21 protein-coding genes and 5 tRNA genes are annotated in these 26,518 nt (G+C 41.8%); 25 read left to right on the top strand and 1 reads right to left on the bottom strand.

What is annotated here, in order from left to right:
• Positions 1-7: 7 nt before the first annotated feature.
• The 23 genes from B9T30_RS07120 to rpoC all read left to right on the top strand — a co-directional run bounded on the left by B9T30_RS07120 (position 8) and on the right by rpoC (position 23,615).
• The gene (locus tag B9T30_RS07120) at positions 8-1,201 is read left to right on the top strand and encodes a hypothetical protein (RefSeq protein ID WP_086184362.1); all 1,194 of its coding nucleotides are present in this window, start codon (positions 8-10) and stop codon (positions 1,199-1,201) included.
• A 12-nt stretch (positions 1,202-1,213) separates the two neighbouring features.
• Positions 1,214-1,642, top strand: coding sequence for an acyl-CoA thioesterase (locus B9T30_RS07115; RefSeq protein WP_086184361.1), 429 nt, complete (start codon positions 1,214-1,216; stop codon positions 1,640-1,642).
• A gap of 150 nt (positions 1,643-1,792) precedes the next feature.
• Positions 1,793-2,119: an H-NS family nucleoid-associated regulatory protein gene (locus tag B9T30_RS07110; RefSeq protein ID WP_004650666.1), complete on the top strand. Its 327-nt coding sequence runs from the start codon at positions 1,793-1,795 to the stop codon at positions 2,117-2,119.
• A 172-nt stretch (positions 2,120-2,291) separates the two neighbouring features.
• Positions 2,292-3,035: a type II secretion system protein N gene (gene gspN, locus B9T30_RS07105; protein WP_086184360.1), complete on the top strand. Its 744-nt coding sequence runs from the start codon at positions 2,292-2,294 to the stop codon at positions 3,033-3,035.
• Positions 3,035-3,874 carry a type II secretion system protein N gene (locus B9T30_RS07100; RefSeq protein ID WP_086184359.1) on the top strand — a complete coding sequence of 280 codons (840 nt, stop codon included), beginning with the start codon at positions 3,035-3,037 and terminating at the stop codon, positions 3,872-3,874. The genes gspN and B9T30_RS07100 overlap by 1 nt, the downstream gene beginning before the upstream one ends.
• A gap of 43 nt (positions 3,875-3,917) precedes the next feature.
• Positions 3,918-6,188: a type II secretion system secretin GspD gene (gspD, locus tag B9T30_RS07095; protein WP_086184358.1), complete on the top strand. Its 2,271-nt coding sequence runs from the start codon at positions 3,918-3,920 to the stop codon at positions 6,186-6,188.
• Positions 6,189-6,253: 65 nt separating this feature from the next.
• Positions 6,254-6,985, top strand: coding sequence for an FHA domain-containing protein (locus B9T30_RS07090; protein ID WP_086184357.1), 732 nt, complete (start codon positions 6,254-6,256; stop codon positions 6,983-6,985).
• Positions 6,986-7,074: 89 nt separating this feature from the next.
• Complete coding sequence (locus B9T30_RS07085) at positions 7,075-7,746, top strand: phosphoglycolate phosphatase (protein WP_086184356.1); 672 nt, start codon at positions 7,075-7,077, stop codon at positions 7,744-7,746.
• 114 nt (positions 7,747-7,860) lie between these two features.
• Complete coding sequence (gene trpE, locus B9T30_RS07080; protein ID WP_086184355.1) at positions 7,861-9,354, top strand: anthranilate synthase component I; 1,494 nt, start codon at positions 7,861-7,863, stop codon at positions 9,352-9,354.
• Between the two features lie 98 nt (positions 9,355-9,452).
• Positions 9,453-9,528, top strand: a tRNA-Thr gene (locus B9T30_RS07075).
• 54 nt (positions 9,529-9,582) lie between these two features.
• Positions 9,583-9,666: transfer RNA gene (locus tag B9T30_RS07070), tRNA-Tyr, on the top strand.
• 37 nt (positions 9,667-9,703) lie between these two features.
• Positions 9,704-9,779: transfer RNA gene (locus tag B9T30_RS07065), tRNA-Gly, on the top strand.
• Between the two features lie 15 nt (positions 9,780-9,794).
• Positions 9,795-9,869 (top strand) — tRNA-Thr (locus tag B9T30_RS07060).
• 147 nt (positions 9,870-10,016) lie between these two features.
• Positions 10,017-11,207 carry an elongation factor Tu gene (gene tuf / locus B9T30_RS07055; protein ID WP_086164763.1) on the top strand — a complete coding sequence of 397 codons (1,191 nt, stop codon included), beginning with the start codon at positions 10,017-10,019 and terminating at the stop codon, positions 11,205-11,207.
• A gap of 53 nt (positions 11,208-11,260) precedes the next feature.
• Positions 11,261-11,336, top strand: a tRNA-Trp gene (locus B9T30_RS07050).
• A gap of 74 nt (positions 11,337-11,410) precedes the next feature.
• On the top strand, positions 11,411-11,851 hold the full coding sequence (gene secE / locus B9T30_RS07045) for a preprotein translocase subunit SecE (protein ID WP_086164762.1): 441 nt from the start codon (positions 11,411-11,413) through the stop codon (positions 11,849-11,851).
• Positions 11,852-11,858: 7 nt separating this feature from the next.
• A complete protein-coding gene (gene nusG / locus B9T30_RS07040) occupies positions 11,859-12,392 on the top strand; it encodes a transcription termination/antitermination protein NusG (protein WP_004650657.1) in 534 nt (177 codons plus the stop codon).
• A gap of 117 nt (positions 12,393-12,509) precedes the next feature.
• Entirely contained in the window at positions 12,510-12,938 is a 429-nt protein-coding gene (gene rplK / locus B9T30_RS07035) for a 50S ribosomal protein L11 (protein WP_086184354.1), read from the top strand.
• 3 nt (positions 12,939-12,941) lie between these two features.
• Positions 12,942-13,637, top strand: a complete 696-nt coding sequence (gene rplA, locus B9T30_RS07030; protein ID WP_086184353.1) for a 50S ribosomal protein L1 — start codon at positions 12,942-12,944, stop codon at positions 13,635-13,637.
• Between the two features lie 326 nt (positions 13,638-13,963).
• Entirely contained in the window at positions 13,964-14,479 is a 516-nt protein-coding gene (gene rplJ / locus B9T30_RS07025) for a 50S ribosomal protein L10 (protein ID WP_086184352.1), read from the top strand.
• Between the two features lie 42 nt (positions 14,480-14,521).
• Entirely contained in the window at positions 14,522-14,887 is a 366-nt protein-coding gene (rplL, locus tag B9T30_RS07020) for a 50S ribosomal protein L7/L12 (protein WP_086184351.1), read from the top strand.
• A gap of 305 nt (positions 14,888-15,192) precedes the next feature.
• Positions 15,193-19,281, top strand: a complete 4,089-nt coding sequence (rpoB, locus tag B9T30_RS07015; protein ID WP_086184350.1) for a DNA-directed RNA polymerase subunit beta — start codon at positions 15,193-15,195, stop codon at positions 19,279-19,281.
• A 143-nt stretch (positions 19,282-19,424) separates the two neighbouring features.
• Complete coding sequence (gene rpoC, locus B9T30_RS07010; protein WP_086164756.1) at positions 19,425-23,615, top strand: DNA-directed RNA polymerase subunit beta'; 4,191 nt, start codon at positions 19,425-19,427, stop codon at positions 23,613-23,615.
• A gap of 165 nt (positions 23,616-23,780) precedes the next feature.
• Here the strand turns inward: rpoC and B9T30_RS07005 are convergent, their stop codons facing one another.
• Positions 23,781-24,647: an alpha/beta hydrolase gene (locus B9T30_RS07005; RefSeq protein WP_086184349.1), complete on the bottom strand. Its 867-nt coding sequence runs from the start codon at positions 24,645-24,647 to the stop codon at positions 23,781-23,783.
• 259 nt (positions 24,648-24,906) lie between these two features.
• Between B9T30_RS07005 and B9T30_RS07000 the strand changes: the two genes are divergently transcribed.
• Positions 24,907-25,266 carry a DNA transfer protein p32 gene (locus B9T30_RS07000; RefSeq protein WP_086164754.1) on the top strand — a complete coding sequence of 120 codons (360 nt, stop codon included), beginning with the start codon at positions 24,907-24,909 and terminating at the stop codon, positions 25,264-25,266.
• 309 nt (positions 25,267-25,575) lie between these two features.
• Positions 25,576-26,454, top strand: coding sequence for an alpha/beta fold hydrolase (locus tag B9T30_RS06995; protein WP_086184348.1), 879 nt, complete (start codon positions 25,576-25,578; stop codon positions 26,452-26,454).
• Positions 26,455-26,518: the final 64 nt, after the last annotated feature.

The following is a 26,518-nucleotide window of genomic DNA, read 5'->3' as shown; positions in this document are numbered from 1 at the left end:
GAAATTAATGAAACAGGTTTTACTTGCATATGCTTTTATTAGTTTAATTATAATCGCAGTACTGAGTGTTTTAAGTTACGGTTATGGTGCAGGTTATGTCTATTTATATTGGCGTGAATGGCAAATTCAAACCAATATTTGGATCATTTTTATTTCTCTCGCTGTGCTGTCTTTAATGACGCAATTATTTTGGTTGTTTATTAAGCGTTATTTAACCCGAGAGCAACGTAAATTAGAAACCATTTTTAATTTTAAAAATTTGCATCCTTATGAGCAATTAGCGGTGGTTTGGTTATTAGAAGCTGCTCAAGACCAACATGCATTTATTCAAGGTGTTTTTTCTCAATCGGGTTTATTAAAAGGGATTATTGATTCACGACTCTATTGGATGCAGCAACAATATCCACAAGCACTTGCACAATTAAATCAAACCAATGCCATGGCATTTGAATTGGCTGAAATTCAACGGATTGAAATTTACCTTGCGCAAAATGACAGTGAACAAGCCTTAACCCATCTTGAGTTTTTAAATCAGCATGAACTTTCACCTTGGTTAAACGATGTAAAAAGTGCCTATGATTTACGTTTAACAGCACTATGGGGGAAGTTTGCCCTTCAATTTCCATGGATGTATTTGCGTTCGACTAAATATGGACATTTAGGCACCGAAACCAAACAAGCATGGCTACAACAGTTATTACTTGATTTTGATCAAGCAGATATGGAAAGTTTACAAAACTTACAACAGCGTTATTTAGACTTAGCAGATCAAATTTATAATCGAAATTATGAGATAAAGACGTTATGGTTAAAAGTATTATCTCGTATGCCGTMTTCTGCTTGRCAACATGAAGATTTGGCATTACATTTATTAGATGAACAATTTAACCAAGACGTTTTTTATTTATGGTTCCAACAGCAATTATTAAAGCAAAACCCTGATTATTTAAAGGTTGAGCAGCGGATTGAATATTGGGAAAATAAATATCCTTCTTTACCTGTATTTTCCTTTGCGAAATGGCATATATATACGGCGACAGCGCGAGAAGAAGAAGCGAATAAAATGCTTGAATTATATCCAGATAACGTAATGATGAATTATTTACGGGTGAAGTCTACCTTAAAAGGTCAGGATGATTTGATCAAACAGTTAAATTTAATATTTGAAAATAATGCAAATTTTGTAGAAATTAAAATATAGCGAGTAGAGTTAATGTTAATGCTGTCAGATTATCCCATTATTCATATACAGTCAGTCGCATGGGGTGATATGGATGCTTTTGGTCATGTAAATAATGTGCTGTATTATCGTTATATAGAAAGTGCTCGCATTCGTTATATGGATGAACTTAATATTTTTCAACATGATGTTTATACAGTGGTTGCATCAAATCAGTGCAAATATATTCGTCCAGTCTTTTATCCAGATCAACTTAAAATTGGTGCACGTGTAGAAGAAATGCGTAATAGTGCGCTTCGAATGAGTTATTTATTATGGAGTGAGCAGCAGCAGGCTATTGTTGCATTAGGCGAAGCGGTGATGGTTTGTGTGGATAAAGAAAATATGCTTAAAATGTCTATCCCTGAAATAATTCGGCAGAAAGTGACAAAAATTGAATTAATGGTTAATCATCAAATTTAAAAATATTTAGAAATGTAGTAATTAAAATATAGAAGTATGGAATCTGTTTAAATATTGTTGATAATTTAAATTTTTATATTGTATATCTTAGGCAATAAAAATATTATGTCGGCGTTGTATAAATAAATATAAAATCTAGTTGGAGTTAATATGATGCCAGACATTAGTAATTTATCTGTTGAAGAGTTAAAACATTTACAGGTTGAAGCGGAAGCATTAATTGCTTCTAAAAAAGATCAAGCGATTGAAGATGCTTATCAGCAAATTTTAGCTATTGCAGATAAAGTTGGTTTGACGATTGAGCAGCTTTTAGAGTTTGGTGCAACTAAACGCAAGAAAAGTACACGTAAGTCTGTCGAGCCACGTTATCGTAGCAAACAGAATCCTGTGGATACTTGGACGGGTCGTGGTAAACAACCGCGTTGGTTGGTTGCTGAATTAGAAAATGGTGCAAAATTGGAAGACTTTCTGATCTAATTGCAAAATTCATAAGAATGTCATCCAAGCGGATTAGACTGAAAAAACCAAGCATTTATGCTTGGTTTTTTTATATCTTAGAATTGGCGTTGTGGAAAAAGTATGCATAATGTGTGTAGAAAGATAATATAGTGGCTCAAGGAAGAATAATTGATATGTTGGTCGTGCTGGGATGATAAAAAAACCCAAATATATGGCGTGGTGGATCTTTGCTATCCTGGTCTTTTTTATTTTTGTATTACTCCAAATACCAGCGGCTTGGCTCATTTCAAAATTTTATAAAAACAACCAAGTCTTGCAAAATGTAAGTGGTAATATTTGGCAAGGACAAGCAGATTGGCATCAAGGTAATTTACGAGGATCGTTGAGTTGGAAAACACGACCATTGGATCTGTTTTTGTTGCGTTTAGGGGCACAGCTAGAAGTCCATAGTGGGCATACACAACTTGATGGTGTAGTCGGTTATGGTTTTGGCAAAAAAATAACAATTCATGATTTGAATGGACAAATTGCACCTGAAACTTTGAAAAATATGGTGGATTGGCAGTGGCCGACCAATACCATTCAACTGCAAAATATTGAATTTAATTTTAACAAACAGCAGGGCTTTACACAGGCTGACGGTCAGTTGCAATGGGCGGGTGGTGAGCTGATTTATAGCTATGCTCAACGTCAAGATCGAATGAATATACCGTCATTGAAAGGAAAGCTATCAGATGAAAACAATAAACTGATGTTTGATATTCGTGATCAGCGCGATCAAAAGCTGATGGCATTGGCTGTTGATCAAAACTTGATGTTGGATGTGCAATTGACGCAGCGTTTATTGATGAATATTCCTTCGTATGAAGGGAAAGCAGGTTTAGACACTTATGTCATTAGTTCGAGACAGCCTTTATTTAAAGGTGGTTTCTAATGAGTGAGTGGATTGAAAAAATTCAACAATTAAATTGGAAGCAGGCCGATCGGGCAGCTCCGATACTTTTACTTTTGCTTATTCTATATTTGTGCTGGAAATTGGCGAGTATTTTTTGGTTGCTTGTCGCGCCGCCTCAGGTGATGCAAGTCGAACGTATTCCCTTGGGTTCGCAACAAGCTCAAGTCCCGAATATTGCTTCATTTGCATTATTTCAAGAAGTGGGCGCAACAGCGGCTGCCGATGAAAGCATCAATCTGGTCTTGCAAGGTGTGATGGTGGGTTACCCGAGTCAGTTTTCCTCTGCGGTGATTAAGATGAATGAAGTCGCGGATCGCTATCGGGTGGGGGAAAACATTGCCAACACCTCTTACCAACTTGCGCAAGTGTATTGGGATCGAGTGTTGTTGCGCCAAAATAATGGCACAACCCGCGAGTTAAAGTTCAAAGGCATTGAAAATGGTTTGGATCAATCAATTGTTCAGCCTGTAGAAAATCCATCATCTGCTCATAATCAAGTGACACAAATGCAGCAGAGTCAGGAACAGAATGCATTAGGGCAAGCAGTACAAAAAATACAGCAAGATCGGGAACAATATTTAAAAGATATGGGGGTGAATGCCGCAGGTGAGGGCTATGAAGTGACTTCAAGAACACCTGCCGCATTACGCAGCAAACTGGGCTTACAACCCGGTGATCGGATTATGTCTTTAAATGGACAGGCTGTCGGTCAGGGGCAAAGTGATGCTCAATTGTTGGAACAGGCTCGACGTGAAGGTCAAGTTAAAATAGAAATAAAGCGTGGTGATCAGGTGATGACCATACAACAGAGTTTTTAAGTGATGCATCGTCACATTATAGGATTAGGAAGCACGAAATTTTATGGCTTTATTTAATCATCATCGTCCAGTTTGGGCTTTATTCGCTGCTGCACCGCTTATGGCTATGGTGAGCACGGCAAGCTATGCACAAACATGGAAAATTAATTTGCGTGACGCTGATTTAACAGCATTTATTAATGAAGTTGCTGATATTACAGGAAAAAACTTTGCTGTTGATCCGCGTGTACGTGGCAATGTGACGGTCATTTCCAATAAGCCTTTAAATAAAGCTGAAGTATATGACTTATTTTTAGGGGTTTTGAATGTCAATGGTGTTGTGGCTGTTCCTTCAGGCAATACCATCAAACTTGTTCCCGATAGCAATGTGAAAGGCTCAGGTATTCCGTACGATGCCAAACAACGTGCAACGGGTGATCAAATTGTCACTCGAGTCATTTGGCTTGAAAATACCAATCCCAACGATTTAATTCCAGCATTGCGTCCTTTAATGCCGCAGTTTGCACATATGTCTGCGGTGGCCGGCACCAATGCACTGATTGTTTCCGACCGTGCCAGTAATATTTATCAGATTGAAACGATTATTCGTAATTTGGATGGAACTGGGCAAAACGATATTGAGGCCGTCACGTTGCAATCGAGTCAGGCTGAAGAAATGATCGGTTTACTTGAGTCAATGAGTTCCACAGGTGCGGCAAAAGACTTAAAAGGTTCACGTGTCCGAATTGTTGCCGATACACGCACCAATCGTATTGTGTTAAAAGGTGATACGGCAACGCGCAAGCGCATTCGTCAAATGATTGAAATGTTGGATGTGCCTACGGCAGATCGTTTGGGTGGCTTAAAAGTTTTCCGTTTAAAATATGCCAGTGCAAAAAATCTGGCTGAAATTTTACAAGGCTTAGTGACTGGTCAGGCGGTTGCCAGTTCATCAAATTCCAATACTTCATCGTCTTCGAACAATAATAATGCGACGAGCTATTCAGGCAGTAGTAGTTCGAATAGTTCAAGCGGCGGTTCATCCAGTATTGCCACGCCAAGCATTAATTTGGGGGGTGGATCGAACAGCAATAATCAAAATTCAATCACCAGTTTTAATGCCAATGGGGTCAGTATTATTGCGGATGATAGTCAAAATGCTTTGGTGGTGAAAGCAGATCCACAACTCATGCGAGAAATTGAATCGGCGATTCAGCAACTGGATATACGTCGTCAACAAGTCCTGATTGAAGCTGCGATTATTGAGGTCGAAGGCAGTGATGCCGATCAACTGGGTGTGCAGTGGGCATTGGGTGACTTAAATAGTGGTATTGGCTTAATCAATTTTAGCAATGTGGGCGCGAGTATAGCTCAGCTTGCAGCGGGTTATGTTACTGGTGGGGCAGCTGGTGCTGCATCCAAGTTAGGTACAGGAACGTCGCTGATTCTAGGTGATTATAAAGAAGGTGCTGACGGCTCACGTAAATTATACGGTGCACTCATTCAGGCATTAAAGAGTAAAACCAAGTCTAATTTACTCTCTACACCTTCTATTGTAACGATGGACAATGAGGAAGCTTATATTGTTGTGGGGCAAAATGTGCCTTTTGTCACTGGATCAGTCAGTACGACGGGTGGTACAGCCAATCCTTATACATCAATTGAACGTAAAGATGTCGGGGTGACGCTTAAAGTCGTGCCGCATATTGGTGCCGATGGTACGGTGCGTTTAGAAGTGGAACAAGAAGTTTCAGCTGTGCAGCCAAAAGGCGAAGCTCAGGATTTAATTACCAGTAAACGTGCCATTAAAACTTCAATTTTAGCTGAACATGGTCAAACCATTGTATTGGGCGGTCTGATTTCGGATAACTCGATTTATAGTCGCCAGTCGGTGCCAGGGTTGGGTGCAATTCCTGGCATTGGTCGTTTATTCCGTGCCGATGCAAAATCCAATGAAAAACGTAATCTGTTGGTGTTTATCCATCCGACGATTGTGGGCGATAGTCAAGATGTGAATCGTTTGTCACAACAGCGCTATAGCCAATTATATAGCTTACAGTTAGCGATGGATCAGGATGGTACTTTTGCCAAGTTACCAGAAAATATTGATGATATTTACCAACAACGGCTTCCTGTGACGCCTTCAGCACCGAAAGTACCAGATTATCAAACCGTACCTTCGGCTGCTCAGCAGCAGTCTTCGAATGCTATTGTAACGACACCTGTTGCTATTGAACCGATGGTGCAAAGACAAGCTATTCAGGCACCCAGTGCAACGGTTAAAAAAAGCAAAAATACAGTGAATACAACCACGGTTCGATCAGGTTCTTCATAGCGTTTGTAAAGAATCGAAGATTTGCCGTGATATGATGAAAAAAATCGCAAAGAGAAGTGCATTTCATGACTTGGAAAATACAAGCAATTACCAGTGAATTGACAGGACAAGAAATTGGCATCGACCGTGATATGTTGGTCGGCCGTCATCAGAGCGCAGATATTGTATTGCAAGCTGCAGAGATTTCACGCAAGCATGCAGCGTTCTTGTTGAAAGACCAAGCTTTATGGGTGCAAGATTTAAACTCATCGAATGGTTCATTCGTGAATGATTTACGTATTGAACATGAAACCTTGTTGAAAGAAGGTGATATTGTACAATTTGCCAGTTTGAAATTTTCAGTACTCGCACCTGCACAAAAGAGTGCCGCTGTAACAATGGAGTCAACTGAGGTTGTGGCTGACCCTAAAGTTACGCAACCCGAAGTGATTCCTGCGACTGAGCAACCTTCAGAAGCAGTTGCTGTGTCTGAAACTGAAACAGCCCACGTTGAAGAGGCATCTAAAACAGTGGCGCAGCAAATGAATGAGCAAGGGATGCCGAGCTTAACCGAGCGGGATCGCGAAGTTCAAGTCAGTCGAGATGGTATGCCACAACAGGTTGCTATACCCAAGCCGGCACCGATTCCACAAGGTGTCGATGTTCAGGCGCAGCCTGAACCGCAACCGATTGCAATAGAAGAGCCTATATCGCGGGTTGAACAAGTCAAAGAAGAGCAAAAAAATGCATCGATTGGCTTAATATCTATTATTGCATTGATTATTCTTGCAATCATTGCATGGTTATTCTTTAAATAAGCCGTGCCAAACAATAATGAAGGCATGCACTCGCATGCCTTCATTATTTGGGTTGATGTTTCTGTATGAAATAAATGGAGAGGGATAAGATGTCGGTAGCACAATTGGCAAGTCGTGAGCTTATTTTATTTGACTTAGATGGCACTTTGGTTGATTCCGCATTCGATTTATATCGGGCCATGAATATGAGCCTAAATACTTTGCAACTGCCTAGCGTGACTGAAGCACAAGTGCGAACGTGGATTGGTAAGGGAACCGTACTGTTTTGTCAGAGCACGCTGCAACATTTAACTGGTCAGGTTGATCCTACTCAGCATCAGCAATTATTAGAGACTTTTTTAAACATTTATAATGCCGAACCCTGTGTTGATACCCAGCCTTTTAATGGGGTGATTGATTTTTTAGAATGGGGTTTAAGTCACAATAAGCAAATGGTCTGTGTCACCAATAAACCAGAACAACCTGCACGGATGATTGTTGAAAGCTTGGGCTTAACGCAGTATTTTGTTGATGTGATTGGTGGTGATCGTTTTGAGGAGCGTAAACCACACCCACGTCAGCTGCTCTTTTGTGTGGATCAATATGGGGTCACTGCGGCAGAAACATTAATGATTGGTGATTCAAGCAATGATGTAGAAGCAGCAAGACGTGCAGGGGTTGATTGTATTGTGGTGAGCTATGGCTATAATCATGGTGAAGATATTCATGATTGCCAACCACAGCAAGTGGTCGATGATTTAACAGAATTGCTCGCGAAATAATTTAAAATAAGGATATTGGAATGAGAAATTGTATGGTTTTTCGATGGCGAGACTAAGTCAGATAACATGAAAACGAACTTAAATACGCCCATATCGAAAACATAGAGAATACTCATGACAACGCAAACTCAATTCGACCAGTTAGCATCTGCTGGCTATAACCTTATTCCTGTTTACCGTCAGCGCTTAGCGGATACTGAAACCCCACTTTCAGTTTTTGCACGTTTTAAAGATCATCAGCAAGCTTATTTGTTTGAATCGGTTGAGGGTGGGGAGAATTGGGCACGCTATTCTATTATTGGCTTAGGTGAATCGACAGTTTTTTCTTGTAATGAAGGTGTGCTCACCATTCAACAGGCGGATGGTTCGCTTGAAACGCAAGCATGCACTGACCCATTCCAATATATTCGTGCTTTCCAAGCCCAATTTCATGTGCCTACGCAACAAGATTTACCTGCCTTACCAAGTTTTACTGGTGGGCTTGTGGGTTACTTTGGCTATGATGCGGTACGTTATATTGAGCCGCGTTTAACCAATGTTCCAGCAGCTGACCCTGTTGGATTGCCAGATATTTGGATGATGCTGTCTAAAACTGTGATTGTGTTTGACAACTTAAAAGACACTTTATTTTTAATTGTGCATGCGGATGTCAATGATCCAGAGGCTTATGCTAAAGCACAACAGCAACTTGATCAGTTGGAAGCATTGTTGGCAACACCGATTAGCCTGCAAGCCAAAAAGCATACTGCACCCCATTTCGAGTCATTGACAGGTAAAGCCAAGTATTTGGAATCGATTGAAACCGTCAAAGAATACATCCGTGCTGGTGACGTGATGCAAGTGGTTCCGGGGCATCGTATGGTTTCAGACTTTGATGGTGAGGCTTTACAGGTTTATCGTGCGCTGCGTCATTTAAATCCATCACCTTATTTATTTTTGGTGCAAGGACAAACCTTAGACAACAAAAAAACCTTTCATATTGTTGGATCTTCTCCAGAGATTTTATCGCGTTTGGAGAATGGCATTGCAACGGTACGTCCATTGGCTGGAACGCGTCCACGCGGCAAGACCAAAGAAGAAGATTTGGCATTGGAAAAAGATTTGCTTTCCGATGAAAAAGAAATTGCAGAGCATTTAATGCTGATTGATTTGGGCCGAAATGATGTTGGTCGGGTATCAAAAATTGGCAAAGTGCAAGTCACAGATCAAATGGTGATCGAGCGTTATTCACATGTGATGCATATTGTGTCGAATGTACAAGGTGAAGTTCGTGATGATGTCGATGCGCTTGATGTTTTTAAGGCGACATTTCCTGCGGGCACATTGTCTGGTGCACCCAAAATTCGTGCGATGGAAATTATTGATGAAGTTGAACCAGTAAAACGCGGAGTTTTTGGTGGTGCAGTGGGGTATTTAGGTTGGCATGGTGAAATGGATATGTCGATTGCCATTCGTACCTGTGTAATTCGTGAAAATAAGGTCTATGTTCAGGCAGGAGCGGGGTTAGTTGTCGATTCAAATCCTGAATCTGAATGGAATGAAACGCAAATAAAAGCGCGTGCAGTGATCAAAGCGGTTGAATTATCATCAAATGGTTTGATTTTATGAGTTTTTGAGGTTTTTTTTGAAAAAAACACTTGCAAGGATTCAGAGTTTTGCTAAACTGCACACCGTTCCGATACGAAACGTACGAAACACTAAGAAACGCCGGCATAGCTCAGTTGGTAGAGCAACTGACTTGTAATCAGTAGGTCCACAGTTCGAATCCGTGTGCCGGCACCATCTTAATGTTGAGAATGTAAGTAAAAAGAATAACACTGATAGTAAGTGTAAAATGGTGAGGTTCCCGAGCGGTCAAAGGGGGCGGACTGTAACTCCGCTACGAAAGTTTCGAAGGTTCGAATCCTTCCCTCACCACCAATTTTAAGACTTCAAAAAGTGGATGTACCAACATCGTGCGGGAGTAGCTCAGTTGGTAGAGCGGCAGCCTTCCAAGCTGCATGTCGCGAGTTCGACCCTCGTCTCCCGCTCCATTGAAGCGAAAATTTGCTCTTATAGCTCAGTGGTAGAGCACTCCCTTGGTAAGGGAGAGGTCTCCAGTTCAAATCTGGATAAGAGCTCCAGATATACAGTTTAGTGACTTGTTCACACAGTTTTCCCAAAGCAGGCTTTTTAGTCTGCTTTTTAAGTATTAGGTGTCTAATTTTTTAGACGATAGGTCGATGCTGAGTTGTTTAAAACCGTGTTCGACGTAAACGAGGAAGATCATCATGGCTAAAGCTAAGTTTGAACGTAATAAGCCACACGTAAACGTGGGCACAATTGGTCACGTTGACCATGGTAAAACAACTTTAACTGCTGCGATTGCAACAATTTGTGCAAAAAACTACGGCGGTGAAGCTAAAGACTACGCAGCAATTGACTCTGCACCAGAAGAAAAAGCACGTGGTATTACCATTAATACTTCACACGTAGAATACGATTCTCCAGTTCGTCACTACGCTCACGTAGACTGTCCAGGTCACGCCGATTATGTTAAAAACATGATCACTGGTGCTGCTCAAATGGACGGTGCGATCCTTGTATGTGCTGCGACTGATGGTCCTATGCCACAGACTCGTGAACACATCCTTTTGTCTCGTCAGGTTGGTGTACCGTACATTCTTGTATTCCTTAACAAGTGTGACCTTGTTGATGACGAAGAATTACTTGAATTAGTAGAAATGGAAGTTCGTGAACTTCTTTCTACTTATGACTTCCCAGGTGATGACACTCCAATCATCCGTGGTTCAGCGCTTCAAGCATTAAACGGTAACGAAGGTCCTTATGGCGAATCTGCTGTAATCGAATTGGTTGCTGCGCTTGATTCTTACATTCCTGAACCAGAACGTGCAATCGATAAAGCATTCCTTATGCCAATCGAAGATGTATTCTCTATCTCTGGTCGTGGTACTGTAGTTACTGGTCGTGTTGAATCTGGTATCGTTAAAGTTGGCGAGTCAGTTGAAATCGTTGGTATTAAAGATACAGTTGTAACGACTGTAACTGGCGTAGAAATGTTCCGTAAATTGCTTGACGAAGGTCGTGCTGGCGAGAACTGTGGTGTTCTTCTACGTGGTACTAAACGTGAAGACGTTCAACGTGGTCAAGTACTTGCTAAACCAGGTACAATCAAACCGCACACTAAATTCGATGCAGAAGTATACGTACTTTCTAAAGAAGAGGGTGGTCGTCATACACCATTCCTTAACGGTTACCGTCCACAATTCTATTTCCGTACAACTGACGTAACTGGCGCAATCCAATTACAAGAAGGCGTGGAAATGGTTATGCCTGGTGACAACGTAGAAATGTCAGTAGAACTAATTCACCCAATCGCAATGGACCCAGGTCTACGTTTTGCGATTCGTGAAGGTGGTCGTACAGTTGGTGCTGGTGTTGTTGCGAAAGTAACTGCATAATACGATAAGTGAATATTTACAGGTCGGGAGCTTGGGTTCCCGATTTGTACTCTAGGTCAGTAGTTCAATTGGTAGAGCGTCGGTCTCCAAAACCGAATGTTGGGGGTTCGAGTCCCTCCTGGCCTGCCATTATTTTTAAAAAAAAGCTTGATGCTGGTTAAATTGTCATATAATAAGTCGCGAAGCCTACGACGAGTACAAAAATGTCGAATGATAAATCGCGTGACGCATTAAGCGAAGCGCCAATTCCACAAAGAAATAATCCTGCTGAAGTTGTTCATTCTGGTTCCCCTGTAGATATAGTTTTATGGGTTATCGCATTGATTTTATTGGTTGGTGCGACCATGGTGGGTCAGTATTTGCCAGCGTATTGGGCACCTGCGAATAATGTTTGGGTGCGCGTTGGTGTGATTTTGGCTTGTATCGTAGCGGCTTTGGGTTTATTATACGCCACCCATCAAGGCAAAGGCTTTGTTCGTTTATTGAAAGATGCTCGAATAGAGTTACGTCGTGTGACTTGGCCAACTAAGCAAGAAACAGTGACCACATCTTGGCATGTTCTTGCAGTTGTTGTAATCGCTTCTCTGGTTTTGTGGAGCTTTGATTACATTTTAGGCTGGTTAATGAAGTTTATTATCGGGTAAGAGAGCTATGAAACGTTGGTACATTATTCATGCCTATTCAGGTTATGAAAAACAAGTGATGCGTTCACTTAATGATCGAATCCAGCGTAGCGCTGTAGCCGATAGCTTTGGTGAAGTCCTTGTCCCTACTGAAGAAGTAGTGGAAATGAAGGATGGTAAGAAGCGTAAATCAGAGCGTAAATTCTTTCCAGGCTATGTATTGGTCGAAATGGAAATGAATGATGATACTTGGCATATCGTAAAAGAATGTCCAAAAGTGCTTGGTTTTATCGGTGGTACTGCAGAAAAGCCTGCACCGATTACGCAAAAAGAAGCGGATGCGATTCTTGCGCGTGTACGTAATACTGGTGAAGCACCTCGTCCTAAGACGATGTTTGAACCAGGCGAAGAATTACTTGTTGTTGACGGTCCATTCACCGATTTTAAAGGCGTGGTGGAAGAAGTTCAATACGAGAAGTCACGTTTAACGTTGACCATTAATGTATTTAATCGACCAACTCAAGTTGAACTCGAATTTCGTCAAGTCGAAAAAGCGAACTAATTTAGGTTGGTTGAAAACGCCCGATTTGTTATGGATCGGGCATTGTTGTTGTAACGGTTTTGTTACATGAATAGCGTTGGGGAGCCTAGCGGCGTTTGTACCCAGAGGTAATTTGAAATGGCTAAGAAGATTGACGGCTATATCAAGCTGCAAGTTCCAGCTGGTAAAGCGAATCCATCTCCACCGATTGGTCCTGCATTGGGTCAACGTGGTGTTAACATCATGGCATTCTGTAAAGAATTCAATGCTGCGACACAAAAAGTTGAAGCGGGTCTTCCAATTCCTGTAGTGATTACTGTGTACAACGACAAGTCGTTCACATTCATCATGAAAACTCCTCCTGCTGCGATTCTTCTTAAGAAGGCTGCTGGTATTTCTAAGGGTTCAGCTGTACCTAACAAAACTAAAGTTGGTAAGTTGACTCGCGCTCAATTAGAAGAAATTGCGACTACTAAAGAACCAGATTTAACTGGTGCTGATTTAGACGCACGTGTACGTACCATTGCTGGTTCTGCGCGTTCTATGGGCTTGGAAGTGGAGTTATAAGACATGGCTAAATTAACGAAACGTCAAAAAGCCATCGCTGCTGCTGTTGAAGCAAACAAAGTTTATACTTTGGAAGAAGCGGTACAAGTTCTAAATGACCTTCCTGCTGTTAAATTCAAAGAATCTTTGGATGTTTCAGTGAACCTAGGCGTTGACCCACGTAAATCTGATCAGGTTGTTCGTGGCGCGACTACACTTCCTGCAGGTACGGGTAAAACTGTACGTGTAGCTGTGTTTGCTCAAGGTGCTGCTGCTGAAGCTGCTAAAGCTGAAGGCGCGGACATTGTTGGTTTTGATGATCTTGCTGAAAGCATTCAAGCAGGTAATCTTGACTTTGATGTTGTTATTGCTGCTCCAGATGCAATGCGCGTTGTAGGTAAGTTGGGTACGATTCTTGGTCCACGTGGCTTAATGCCAAACCCGAAAGTCGGTACAGTAACTCCTGACGTAGCTGGCGCTGTTCGCAACGCTAAAGCTGGTCAAGCACGTTACCGTGTAGACAAAGGCGGTATTATTCATGCTGCGATTGGTCAAGTTGGCTTTGAAGCTGCTGCGATCCGTCAAAACATTGAAACTTTGGTTGTTGATTTGAAAAAATTAAAACCAGCGACTTCTAAAGGCGTTTACATTAAAAAGATCACTTTGAGCTCTACTATGGGTCCTGGTCTTACTATTGATGTATCAAACGTTTCTAACTAAGTTTTTACTTATTAGATAGAACAAAATTTTAAAGCCCTGACTAAAATTTTAAGCACTGCTTAAAATTTTACGCAAAAAAAATCATATTTTGGTTGTTTTGCGGTGTTTTACACATTAGGCAAACTTTGAATTGATAGATGTAAGTTTATCAGCGTCAAAGACCTCGGGCGAGGAGAGTCTTTCGGGACTCACTTCTTAAAAGTCCAGTCCGAGTAGACGCGGTGGTGTGATTTATTCCTCCTCCGCGTGTAAGTCAAATTTTTGTTGACTTACGAATTGGGAGTGTACTCGTTTGAGTACATAAATCACCGTTAGGAGGATTTACAATGGCTCTTCTTATAGAAAGCAAAAAACAGATCGTTGTTGAAGTGGCTGAAATTGCTTCTACAGCGTTCGCTGCCGTTGTTGCTGACTACCAAGGTTTAACTGTTGGGCAATTAACTGCTCTTCGTGTTGAAGCTCGTAAACTAGGTGTTGCTACACGCGTTGTACGTAATACTTTGGCTAAACGTGCTCTTCAAGATACGCAATTCTCTATCTTGAATGACAACCTTGTTGGTCCAACAATCTTAGCATTCTCAACTTCTGAAGACGATATGGGTGCAGCTGCACGCTTGTTCGAAGAATTCGCTAAAACTAACAAAGCATTTGAATTAAAGGCTGCTGCATTTGACGGCAAACTTTATCAAGGTGAAGAAATTAGTGTTATCGCGAATCTTCCGAACCAAGAAAAAGCGCTTACTATGCTCGCATCTGTTCTTCAAGCTCCTATTTCGAAATTGGGTCGCTTACTTACAGCGCTTCAAGAGAAAAACGAAGCTCCAGAAGTTACAGAAGCTTAAATCTACCTTCACACCATTCAATACCCATTTGGAGTTACTCTCATGGCTTTAACAAACGAAGAAATCCTAAACGCAGTTGCTGAAAAAACTGTTCTTGAACTTGTTGAACTTATTTCTGCTTTTGAAGAAAAATTCAACGTATCTGCTGCTGCTGTAGCTGTAGCTGCTGGTCCTGCTGCTGCTGCTGTTGAAGAACAGTCTGAATTCAACGTTGAGTTGACTTCTTTCGGTGCGAACAAAGTAGCTGTAATTAAAGCAGTTCGTGAAGTTACTGGTCTTGGCTTGAAAGAAGCTAAAGATTTAGTTGAAGGTGCTCCACAAATTCTTAAAGAAGGCATTTCTAAAGAAGATGCTGATGCACTTAAAGCTAAGCTTGAAACTACTGGTGCTACAGTTACTGTTAAGTAATTTAGCTAGGGGTCTAATTTTAAATTGACCCCGAAATTTGGCTGATGGCTCTTGGGTCATCAGCCTTTTTGCGTTACAATTATCGGCTCGATTTTTGTTTGATTGGTGTAAAAAGCATCAATTAGTATAATAAATCAATAATATCAAACATTTACCAATATTTTTTCATATTTGAAAATATTGCTAAGCGTTTTAATACCACTAAAAATTGCAGCATTTGTAAAAAGTGGTGGCCATATCGGCCTGTGTAATTCCTTCTAGGCCCGTTCTGCAGGCGGGCTTAGTTTACTTTCCGAGGACTCCAGATGGCATACTCATATACCGAAAAGAAACGGATCCGTAAGAATTTTGGTAAATTGCCTAGCGTCATGGATGCTCCGTACTTGCTTTCGATTCAAGTCGACTCGTACAGAACATTCCTACAAGATGGCAAAACTCCAAAAAACCGCGAAGATATCGGTCTCCAAGCCGCATTTCGTTCAGTTTTTCCTATTGAAAGTTATTCTGGCAATGCTGCTTTAGAATTTGTTGAGTATAGTCTTGGTAAGCCTGAGTTTGATGTGCGTGAATGTATTTTACGTGGTTCGACTTATGCGGCACCAATGCGCGTAAAAATTCGTTTGATCATTAAAGATCGCGAAACCAAATCAATTAAAGATGTACGTGAGCAAGAAGTGTACATGGGTGAAATGCCACTCATGACCGAAAATGGTACCTTTGTCATCAATGGTACTGAGCGTGTAATTGTTTCTCAGTTACATCGTTCACCAGGTGTGTTCTTTGACCACGATAAAGGCAAAACTCACTCTAGTGGTAAAGTTCTTTATTCAGCACGTATTATTCCTTACCGTGGCTCATGGTTAGACTTTGAATTTGATGCGAAAGATTTGGTTTATGTGCGTATTGACCGTCGTCGTAAATTACTCGCGACTGTCGTCCTTCGTGCATTAGGCTATAGCAACGAACAAGTCCTAGACATGTTCTATGAAAAAGTCCCTGTGTATCTTGACATGGGTAGTTATCAAATTGACCTTGTGCCTGAACGCCTGCGTGGTGAAATGGCTCAATTCGATATCACTGATGCTGACGGCAAAGTGATTGTTGAACAAGGTAAACGTATTAATGCACGTCATGTACGTCAAATGGAAGCATCTGGCTTAACGAAGCTATCTGTTCCTGATGAATACTTGTATGAGCGCATCACTGCTGAGGATGTTGCTTTACGTGATGGCGATGTAATTGCTGCAAATACTGTGCTTAGTCATGAAGTGATGGTGAAATTGGCAGAAGGTGGTGTTAAACAATTTAACATCTTATTCACCAATGACATCGACCGTGGTTCTTTCGTTGCAGATTCTTTACGTGCAGATACGACTTCAGGTCGTGAAGAAGCACTAGTAGAAATCTACAAAGTAATGCGCCCAGGTGAGCCACCAACCAAAGAAGCTGCTGAAAACTTATTCAACAATTTATTCTTCTCGTCTGAACGTTATGACCTGTCTCCAGTGGGTCGTATGAAGTTTAACCGTCGTTTGGGTCGTCCATACGATGTGGGTACGGATCAGAAGTCACGTGCAATTGAAGGTATTCTTTCAAACAGTGATATTACTGACGTATTAAAAACATTGGTTGAAATTCGTAACGGTAAAGGTGAAGTCGATGATATCGATCACTTGGGTAACCGTCGCGTACGTTCAGTCGGTGAAATGACAGAAAACCAATTCCGTGTTGGTTTAGTTCGTGTAGAGCGTGCTGTTAAAGAACGTTTAAGCCAAGCTGAAACAGATAACTTGTCTCCACAAGATTTGATCAATGCAAAACCAGTTGCTGCTGCGATCAAAGAATTCTTTGGTTCAAGCCAATTGTCGCAGTTTATGGATCAAAATAATCCATTGTCTGAAATTACACATAAACGTCGTGTATCAGCGCTTGGGCCGGGTGGTTTGACACGTGAACGTGCAGGCTTTGAAGTACGTGACGTACATCAAACGCATTACGGTCGTGTATGTCCAATTGAAACGCCTGAGGGACCAAACATTGGTTTGATCAACTCACTTTCAGTTTATGCAAAAGCTAACAACTTCGGTTTCTTGGAAACACCATATCGCCGCGTTGTAGATGGTCGTGTAACGGATGATATTGAGTATTTATCTGCCATTGAAGAAGTAGGTACTGTGATTGCACAGGCCGATTCTGGTGTAGATAAAGATGGTACGTTGACTGAAGAATTTGTTTCAGTACGTCATCAAGGTGATTTCGTTCGTATGCCGCCTGAAAAAGTGACGCATATGGATGTTTCTGCTCAACAGGTTGTATCTGTTGCAGCATCACTGATTCCGTTCCTTGAACACGATGACGCCAACCGTGCATTGATGGGTTCAAACATGCAACGTCAGGCTGTACCTACACTGATTGCGGATAAACCGCTAGTTGGTACAGGTATGGAAGCAAACGTAGCGCGTGACTCAGGTGTATGTGTTATTGCAAAACGTGGCGGGCGTATTGAGTTTGTTGATGCCTCTCGTGTGGTTATTCGTGTCAACGAAGAAGAGATGATCGCAGGCGAAGCGGGTGTAGATATCTACAACCTGATCAAATATACGCGTTCGAACCAAAATACCTGTATTAACCAAACAGTTGTTGTGAAACTTGGCGACAAAGTTGCTTGTGGCGATGTATTGGCTGACGGTCCATCAACAGATGGTGGTGAGCTTGCACTCGGTCAAAACATGCGCGTCGCGTTCATGACGTGGAATGGTTATAACTATGAAGACTCGATCTTGTTATCTGAGCGTGTGCTTCAAGAAGACCGTTTGACTTCGATTCATATCCAAGAATTATCATGTGTCGCACGTGATACGAAATTGGGTGCTGAAGAAATCACTGCCGATATCCCGAACGTGGGTGAAGCAGCGCTGTCTAAACTCGATGAATCAGGTATTGTTTACATCGGTGCAGAAGTGACTGCGGGCGATATCCTAGTCGGTAAAGTAACACCTAAAGGTGAAACGCAATTAACACCTGAAGAAAAATTGCTTCGTGCAATCTTCGGTGAAAAAGCAGCTGACGTGAAAGATTCATCTTTACGTGTTCCATCGGGTACTAAAGGTACTGTGATTGACGTTCAAGTGTTTACACGTGACGGTCTTGAAAAAGACGAACGTGCTCAAGCAATTGAAAAAGCACAATTAGATGCTTACCGTAAAGACTTGAAAGAAGAATACAAAATCTTCGAAGAAGCAGCACGTGAACGTATTGTGCGCTTGTTGAAAGGTCAAGAATCGAATGGTGGCGGTGGCACTAAACGTGGTGACAAGCTTTCTGAAGATATGTTATCTGGTTTAGAGCTTGTTGATCTGCTTGAAATCCAGCCAAATGATGAAGCAATTGCGGAACGCTTAACTCAAATTCAAGTGTTCTTGAAAGAGAAGAGCATCGAAATTGATGAAAAATTTGCTGAGAAGAAACGCAAACTTTCTACAGGTGATGAACTAACGACTGGCGTATTGAAAGTTGTTAAAGTTTACTTGGCTGTAAAACGTCGCATCCAACCGGGTGACAAAATGGCGGGTCGTCATGGTAACAAGGGTGTTGTATCGAACATCTTACCAGTTGAAGACATGCCACATGATGCTTACGGTGTTCCTGTTGATATCGTGTTGAACCCACTGGGTGTACCATCACGTATGAACGTGGGTCAGATTCTTGAAACTCACTTGGGTATGGCGGCAAAAGGTCTTGGCGATAAAATTGACAAGATGCTTCAGCAGCAACGTACAGTGATTGAACTTCGTGAATTCCTAGACAAAATTTATAACAAAGTTGGTGGCGAGCAAGAAGATCTTGATAGCTTAACTGATGATGAAGTAATGATTCTTTCAGGCAACTTGCGTAAAGGTATTCCTTTAGCTACACCAGTATTTGATGGTGCAGATGAAGGTCAAATTAAAGAATTATTAGAACTTGCAGACATTCCACGTACAGGTCAAACCGTCTTGTATGATGGACGTACAGGTGAACGTTTTGACCGTCCAGTAACTGTAGGTTACATGTACATGTTGAAACTGAATCACTTGGTTGATGACAAGATGCATGCGCGTTCTACGGGTTCTTATTCACTTGTGACGCAACAGCCATTGGGCGGTAAAGCTCAGTTTGGTGGTCAGCGTTTCGGTGAGATGGAAGTCTGGGCGCTTGAAGCATATGGTGCAGCTTATACCCTGCAAGAAATGCTTACTGTGAAGTCGGATGATGTTGAAGGTCGTACTCGCATCTATAAGAACATCGTAGATGGCAACCATTATATGGATCCGGGCATGCCTGAATCGTTCAACGTATTGACCAAAGAGATCCGTTCTTTAGGTATCAACATTGAACTGAAAAATGGTGACTAAGACTCTCCATTAAATCTCCCCAAACCCCTCTTTAAAAAGAGGGGGCTTCCTCAAAAGGGAAGAGGGGGAGATTTCTCAGTTAAAAAACAATATTTGTGACCCAGCCGGGAAGTGAAAATCTTTTCGGCACACGGAGAAAAAAATTGAAAGATTTGCTCGATATCATGCGCAAAAAGACGGATTCAGACGGTCATGCTCCAGTAGAGTTTGATCGCATCCGTATTGGTCTTGCGTCACCAGAAATGATTAAGTCATGGTCTCACGGTGAAGTTAAAAAGCCAGAAACCATCAACTATCGTACGTTCAAACCAGAACGTGATGGTTTATTCTGTGCCAAAATTTTTGGTCCAGTGAAAGATTACGAATGCTTGTGTGGTAAATACAAGCGTATGAAATACAAAGGCGTCATTTGTGAAAAATGTGGCGTTGAAGTAACCACTGCAAAAGTTCGTCGTGAGCGCATGGGTCATATTGATCTTGCTTCTCCAGTGGCGCACATTTGGTTCTTAAAATCATTACCATCTCGTATTGGTCTATTATTAGACATGACTTTACGTGATATCGAACGTGTATTGTATTTCGAATCATACGTTGTCACTGATCCGGGTATGACTCCGATGGAGAAATACCAACTTCTTAACGATGAAGAATACTTCACAGCGTTAGAAGAACACGGTGATGAATTCAGCGCGAAAATGGGTGCAGAAGCGATTCAAGATTTGTTGAAAGACATCGATCTTGAAAACGAAATCTCACGTCTTCGTGAAGAAATTCCACAAACAACTTCAGAAACGAAGCTTAAAAAAGCGTCTAAACGTTTGAAGTTGATGGAAGCATTCAAAGAGTCGAACAACAAACCAGAATGGATGGTGTTGACTGTATTACCAGTTCTTCCACCAGATCTTCGTCCGTTGGTTCCGCTTGAAGGTGGTCGTTTCGCGACGTCTGACTTGAACGACCTTTACCGTCGTGTGATTAACCGTAACAACCGTTTAAAACGTCTTCTTGACCTTTCAGCGCCAGACATCATCGTACGTAACGAAAAACGTATGTTGCAAGAGTCTGTCGATGCATTGCTTGATAACGGTCGTCGTGGTCGCGCAATTACCGGTTCGAACAAACGTCCATTGAAATCTTTGGCTGATATGATCAAAGGTAAACAAGGTCGTTTCCGTCAAAACTTATTGGGTAAACGTGTTGACTATTCTGGTCGTTCGGTTATTACCGTAGGCCCGACTTTACGTTTGCACCAGTGTGGTCTTCCGAAGAAAATGGCACTTGAGTTATTCAAGCCGTTTATTTTTGCGAAACTACAAGCTTCAGGTCAAGCGACCACCATTAAAGCTGCGAAGAAAATGGTTGAGCGCGAAACGCCAGAAGTTTGGGACGTTCTTGCTCATGTGATTCGCCAACATCCAGTGATGTTGAACCGTGCGCCAACACTTCACCGTTTGGGTCTTCAAGCATTTGAACCGACCTTGATTGAAGGTAAAGCGATCCGTCTTCACCCACTCGTATGTGCTGCGTTCAACGCCGACTTCGACGGTGACCAAATGGCGGTACACGTACCATTAACACTTGAAGCTCAGTTAGAAGCTCGTGCGTTAATGATGTCAACCAACAACATCTTGTCTCCAGCGAACGGTGAGCCAATCATCGTACCGTCTCAGGACGTGGTGTTGGGCTTGTATTACATCACGCGTGATGCAATCAATGCCAAAGGCGAAGGCATGGTGTTTGCGGATACTGATGAAGTAAACCGTGCGCTTGCTACAGGTCAGGTGAACTTACACGCTCGCGTAAAAGCACGTGTACATCAAACTGTAATTGATGAAGATGGTAATCGTGAAGATCAAACGATTATTGTAGATACGACACCTGGTCGTTGTTTGCTTTGGGAAGTTGTTCCTAAAGGCATGGACTTCCAGCAAATTAACCTTGAGATGAATAAAAAGAACATCTCGAAGTTAATTAACTCGTGCTACCGTAAGTTGGGTCTTAAAGATACTGTGATCTTTGCGGATCAATTGATGTACTTGGGCTTCCGTCAAGCGACGCGTTCAGGTGTATCTGTTGGTATGGAAGATATGCTTATTCCACCAACGAAATATACGATTATCGAAAAAGCAGAAACTGAAGTTCGTGAAATTGAACAACAGTTTGAACAAGGTTTCGTAACTGCTGGTGAACGTTATAACAAAGTGGTCGATATTTGGGCACGTACCAATGACCAAGTTGCTAAAGCGATGATGGACAACTTGTCTTTCACAACTGTTAAAAACAAACAGGGTGAAGATGAGAAGCAAAAATCATTCAACAGTATCTATATGATGTCTGACTCTGGTGCCCGTGGTTCGGCAGCTCAGATTCGTCAGCTTGCAGGTATGCGTGGTTTGATGGCGAAACCAGATGGTTCGATCATTGAAACCCCAATTAAAGCAAACTTCCGTGAAGGTTTGACCGTACTTCAGTACTTCATTTCAACACATGGTGCACGTAAAGGTTTGGCCGATACAGCACTTAAAACTGCGAACTCGGGTTACTTGACGCGTCGTCTTGTAGACGTTGCGCAGGATTTGGTGATCAATGAACCTGATTGCGGTACTTTAAGCGGTCTAGTGATGACTCCATTCATTCAAGGTGGCGATGTCATCGAGAACTTGGGTGCACGAGTTCTGGGTCGTGTGGTTGCTGAAGATGTGAAGCGTGCTGGTTCTGACGACGTTATTCTTCCACGTAATACACTTATTGACGAAAAACTTGCTGCCTTCATTGAAGAAGCGGGTGTCGATGAAGTTAAAGTACGTTCAGTGGTTTCTTGTGAATCGACTTTCGGTGTATGTGCGAAATGTTATGGTCGTGACCTTGCACGTGGTCATCAGGTAAATCCTGGTGAGTCTGTAGGTGTTATGGCTGCACAATCAATTGGTGAGCCGGGTACCCAGTTAACCATGCGTACATTCCACGTGGGTGGTGCTGCAAGCCGAACTTCTGCTGCTAACAGTGTTCAAGTACGTAACAAAGGTACTATACGTTTCCATAATGTGAAAACGGTACAACATGCCAAAGGTCACTTGGTATCAACGTCTCGTTCAGGTGAAATTGGTATTGCGGATGACTTAGGTCGTGAACGCGAACGCTACAAAATCCCATACGGTGCGTCGATCATCTTGAAAGATGGCGAAGCAGTCGCAGCTGGCGGCATCGTTGCAACTTGGGATCCGCATACACATCCATTGGTAACTGAAGTTGCTGGTAAAGTACGTTTCAGCCAAATTGCTGATGGCGTAACCGTGACATCGAAAACTGATGATGCAACAGGCATGACGACTATTGAAATCTTACCAGTGACTTCACGTCCTGCGTCAGGTAAAGATATGCGTCCTGCGGTTGTATTGGATACCACTGATGGTGGCGAACAATTCTACTTCTTGCCACAAAACACGATTCTTTCTGTCCGTGATGGCGAAACAATTGGTGTGGGTGACGTTATTGGTCGTGTACCACAAGAAACTTCACGTACACGTGACATTACTGGTGGTCTACCGCGTGTAGCTGACTTGTTCGAAGCACGTAAACCGAAAGAACATGCAATCTTGGCTGAAATTTCAGGTGTTGTAAGCTTCGGTAAAGAGACCAAAGGTAAAAACCGTTTAGTGATTACACCAGATGACGGCTCTGAAATTTATGAAGAGTTGATTCCGAAATGGCGTACCATGAACGTGTATGAAGGTGAGCATGTGAACCGTGGTGAAACCGTTTCTGACGGCCCACAAAACCCACATGACATCTTGCGTCTGAAAGGCGAAGTAGCGTTAACGAACTACATCGTAAATGAAGTTCAGGACGTTTACCGTCTGCAAGGTGTAAAAATCAACGATAAGCACATTGAAGTCATCGTACGTCAAATGTTGCGTAAAGTTGAAATCACCGATGGTGGTGATACCAGCTTCATTAAAGGCGAACAAGTGGATTACATCCGCATGGTTGCTGAAAACCAAGCTGTACTTGCTCAGAACAAGTTCCCTGCGAAGTATGAACGTCAATTGATGGGTATTACTAAAGCATCGCTTTCGACTGACTCGTTCATTTCTGCTGCATCGTTCCAGGAAACCACACGTGTGTTAACTGAAGCGGCTGTGACAGGTAAAGAAGATGAATTACGCGGTCTGAAAGAGAACGTGGTTGTGGGTCGTTTGATTCCAGCGGGTACAGGTCTTGCGTATCATTTAGAACGTCGTCGTCAAGAAGCAGAAGCTGCTGAACACGAACTTGTAAATGACTTTTCTGATGTAGACCAAGCATTAAGCCAAGCATTTAACCAAGAATTTTAATTCTTAAGTTAAGTGAGTGAAAAAGGCGCCTTCGGGCGTCTTTTTTTATGCGCGGAAATTGGAGAGCCTATTCTAGAATTTGAGGGGATATTGAATGAGTCTTTTAAAAATAGGCTCTGAATTGCTGCGCAAAGAATCTGTATGTTTAATAAAATCACATTCAGCTTATTCAATCGTAAATGAATTGCTTTGTATAAATTGATTTACGGCTTGAGTATATGGATTATTTTTTCCAAGTGATTTATTGATCTCAATATGTGAAAGTGGGAGAGGCAATAACTGGACTTTAGTCCCTAGTTTTTGTGCTTGTTGAATAAATTGCTGTGCCTGCGCACAAGGTTGGTCTGGACGAGTGGTCGAACAAACCGCGAGAAATGCAGGTAGTGCTTGTTGTAGTTGGAATGTCGGAGACAGCGCCCGCCAGTTTGAGGGCTGATCACCAAAGGCTTGGTCATAAAGACGTGCATGTCGAGTTTGCATAATTTTTTCGACATGATAAGCGGCACTGTCTAAAGCAACCGTAGCGCGCCAAGGCTGGGGTTGTGATGTCAGCCAAAGGGGACGAGTTGTGAGTAGGCTGACTAAATGTGCGCCTGATGAATGCCCCATGAGAACCAAGCGTTTTGAGTCAGCATGCCAATTGGGTGCTTGTTTCTGGATATAAATGAGTGCTTCTGCAATATCTTGGGTTTGCTGCTGTACTGTCACATCAGGAACTAATCTATAGTTGATAGAAATAAAAATCCAATTTTGTTTTGTCCAATAATCCACTTTGTTTTTGACCACCGCTGCATTATTTTTATCACCTCTGCTCCAAGCACCACCATGTACCATAACGATTAACGGTGCTGGAGTTTTATCTGTTAAGGCTTTGACAGGGAAATAGACATCCATCGCTTGTTGAGGATGATGTCCATAAGCAATATTTTTTAAAGATTGAGTTTTGGTGGTTATATTCGTATCAAAATCATTGGGATAGGCTGTTGGATTGCAGCACAGTAATATAAGTATCGACAAAAGAAGTTTTTTCATCCTGACTATCCTTCTTGTTTAAGCAAACAGCGCTTTAAATTTTTTGTTATCAGATCATGGATCAATTGGAATACTTTAACTGATTTTCGGATACTTAAGTGGAATAGTTAAAGTTGTATTGATTGAATTGATCTTTGAGTATTTGAGTTAAAATTAGCTTACAAAATGAAAAGAATGCACGTATGGTAATTACATAATCTGATCATTTGCTACAGAAAATAAGATTAGGCTTTAATTATAAAGTAGAGGAGTCGTGGATATGAAAAAAACAATCGGTTTAATTTCTGCTGTACTGCTGTCTACGATTATGTTTACAGGCTGTGAAAGTATGTCAGCCAATGAACAGCGTATTGGTACTGCTGCTTTAGGTGGTGCAATTGGTGGTGGTGTCGGTAATAGCATCGGTGGTGGTGCTGGTGCAGCGATTGGTGGTGGTGCTGGGGCTGCTGTGGGCAGTAAAACCCAAGGCGGTTCTAACCGTAATGCAACCTATAGTGGTGTTGGTGGTGCAATTGGCTCTGCTGTAGGTAAAAGTGTCATTGGCGGAAATGCTGGTGCGGCGATTGGCGGTGCGATTGGTGGCGGTGCGGGAGCCGCCATTGAACAGAAAAAACGCTAATTACACATTTGAAATGAAGTAAAAAGTGCTTGTTGATCAAGCACTTTTTTTTATGATCTTTGCTTATTAAAAGCACTCGTACGCGCAGATGAATCTCATCAACTGCAATATTTGCCCTATGATATGAGGCATTGGGAGCGAATAAAAGATTTAGAACGGGCTGAAATTGTCCGTGGTTTTGTTAAAAGGCATATTTAGGTCAATTGTTTTTTTCTCGCTTCAGACCATACTAGAATAAAATTTGTACGGCAGTATTGGTTTCGTTGTCAAAATGCTGCAATAAATCGCCAATAACAAGAAAGGAAGAACATGGAAGCGCAGACTCAATGGGTAAATACCCAAGACCAACACCGTCTTTATGTGAAAACATGGGGTAGTGATGACAAACCAGCCTTAGTCTTGGTACATGGTTATCCTGATAATCAAGAGGTATGGGAGCTGATCATTCAGCAACTAAAACAAGATTTTTATATTCTTACTTATGATGTACGTGGAGCAGGGCAATCCTCTATTCCAACACGTATTCGTGATTATCGTTTAGAACAATTGTCTTTAGATTTAGAAAGTGTGGTCAATGCAGTATTAAAAGATCGTCCTTTTCATTTAGCTGCACATGATTGGGGTTCGATTCAGTCTTGGGAGTCAGTCACCGAAGCAAAATTTAAGACCCGAATTTTATCTTATAGTACGATTTCAGGTCCTTGTTTAGATCACGCGGCTTTTGCAATGCGAAATCAATTTAAACAGCACAAAGGCAAATTTTTTAAGCAATTAAGTAAATCTTGGTATATTGCCGTTTTTCAGTTGCCTTTACTTGCACCGACAGTTTGGAATTTTTTTACGCCTCACAAGTGGGCTAAAGTACTGGAGCAGTTAGAAGGTCAAAAAGACTTGCCTTTAAATACGAATATCACCTTAGATGGGAAATATGGAATCGGCTTATATCGTGCTAATTTTATTCCGCGTTTAACGCAACCTCGGCAGCGTTTTGCCGTATGTCCCGTACAGGCAATCGTGCTACAGCGAGATCATTTTGTTAGCCCTGAATTGATTGATGAAATGCCAAAATGGGCAGAACAATTCCAGCGTGTTGAAATTGATGCCAATCATTGGGCAGTTTTAAGTCAGCCAGAAAAAATTGCAGACTATATTAAAACGTTCGCACAGCAGCATACTGCTGCGCATTGAGTAATGTGAACTTAGTGGAAAAATATACTTTAGCTTGGTGAGCAAGGGGATTGAGGAGCAATAT

The organism is Acinetobacter sp. ANC 4973, from assembly GCF_002135275.1.
Taxonomy (GTDB): Bacteria; Pseudomonadota; Gammaproteobacteria; order Pseudomonadales; family Moraxellaceae; genus Acinetobacter; species Acinetobacter kyonggiensis.
This window is presented reverse-complemented; position numbering and strand designations above follow the sequence as displayed.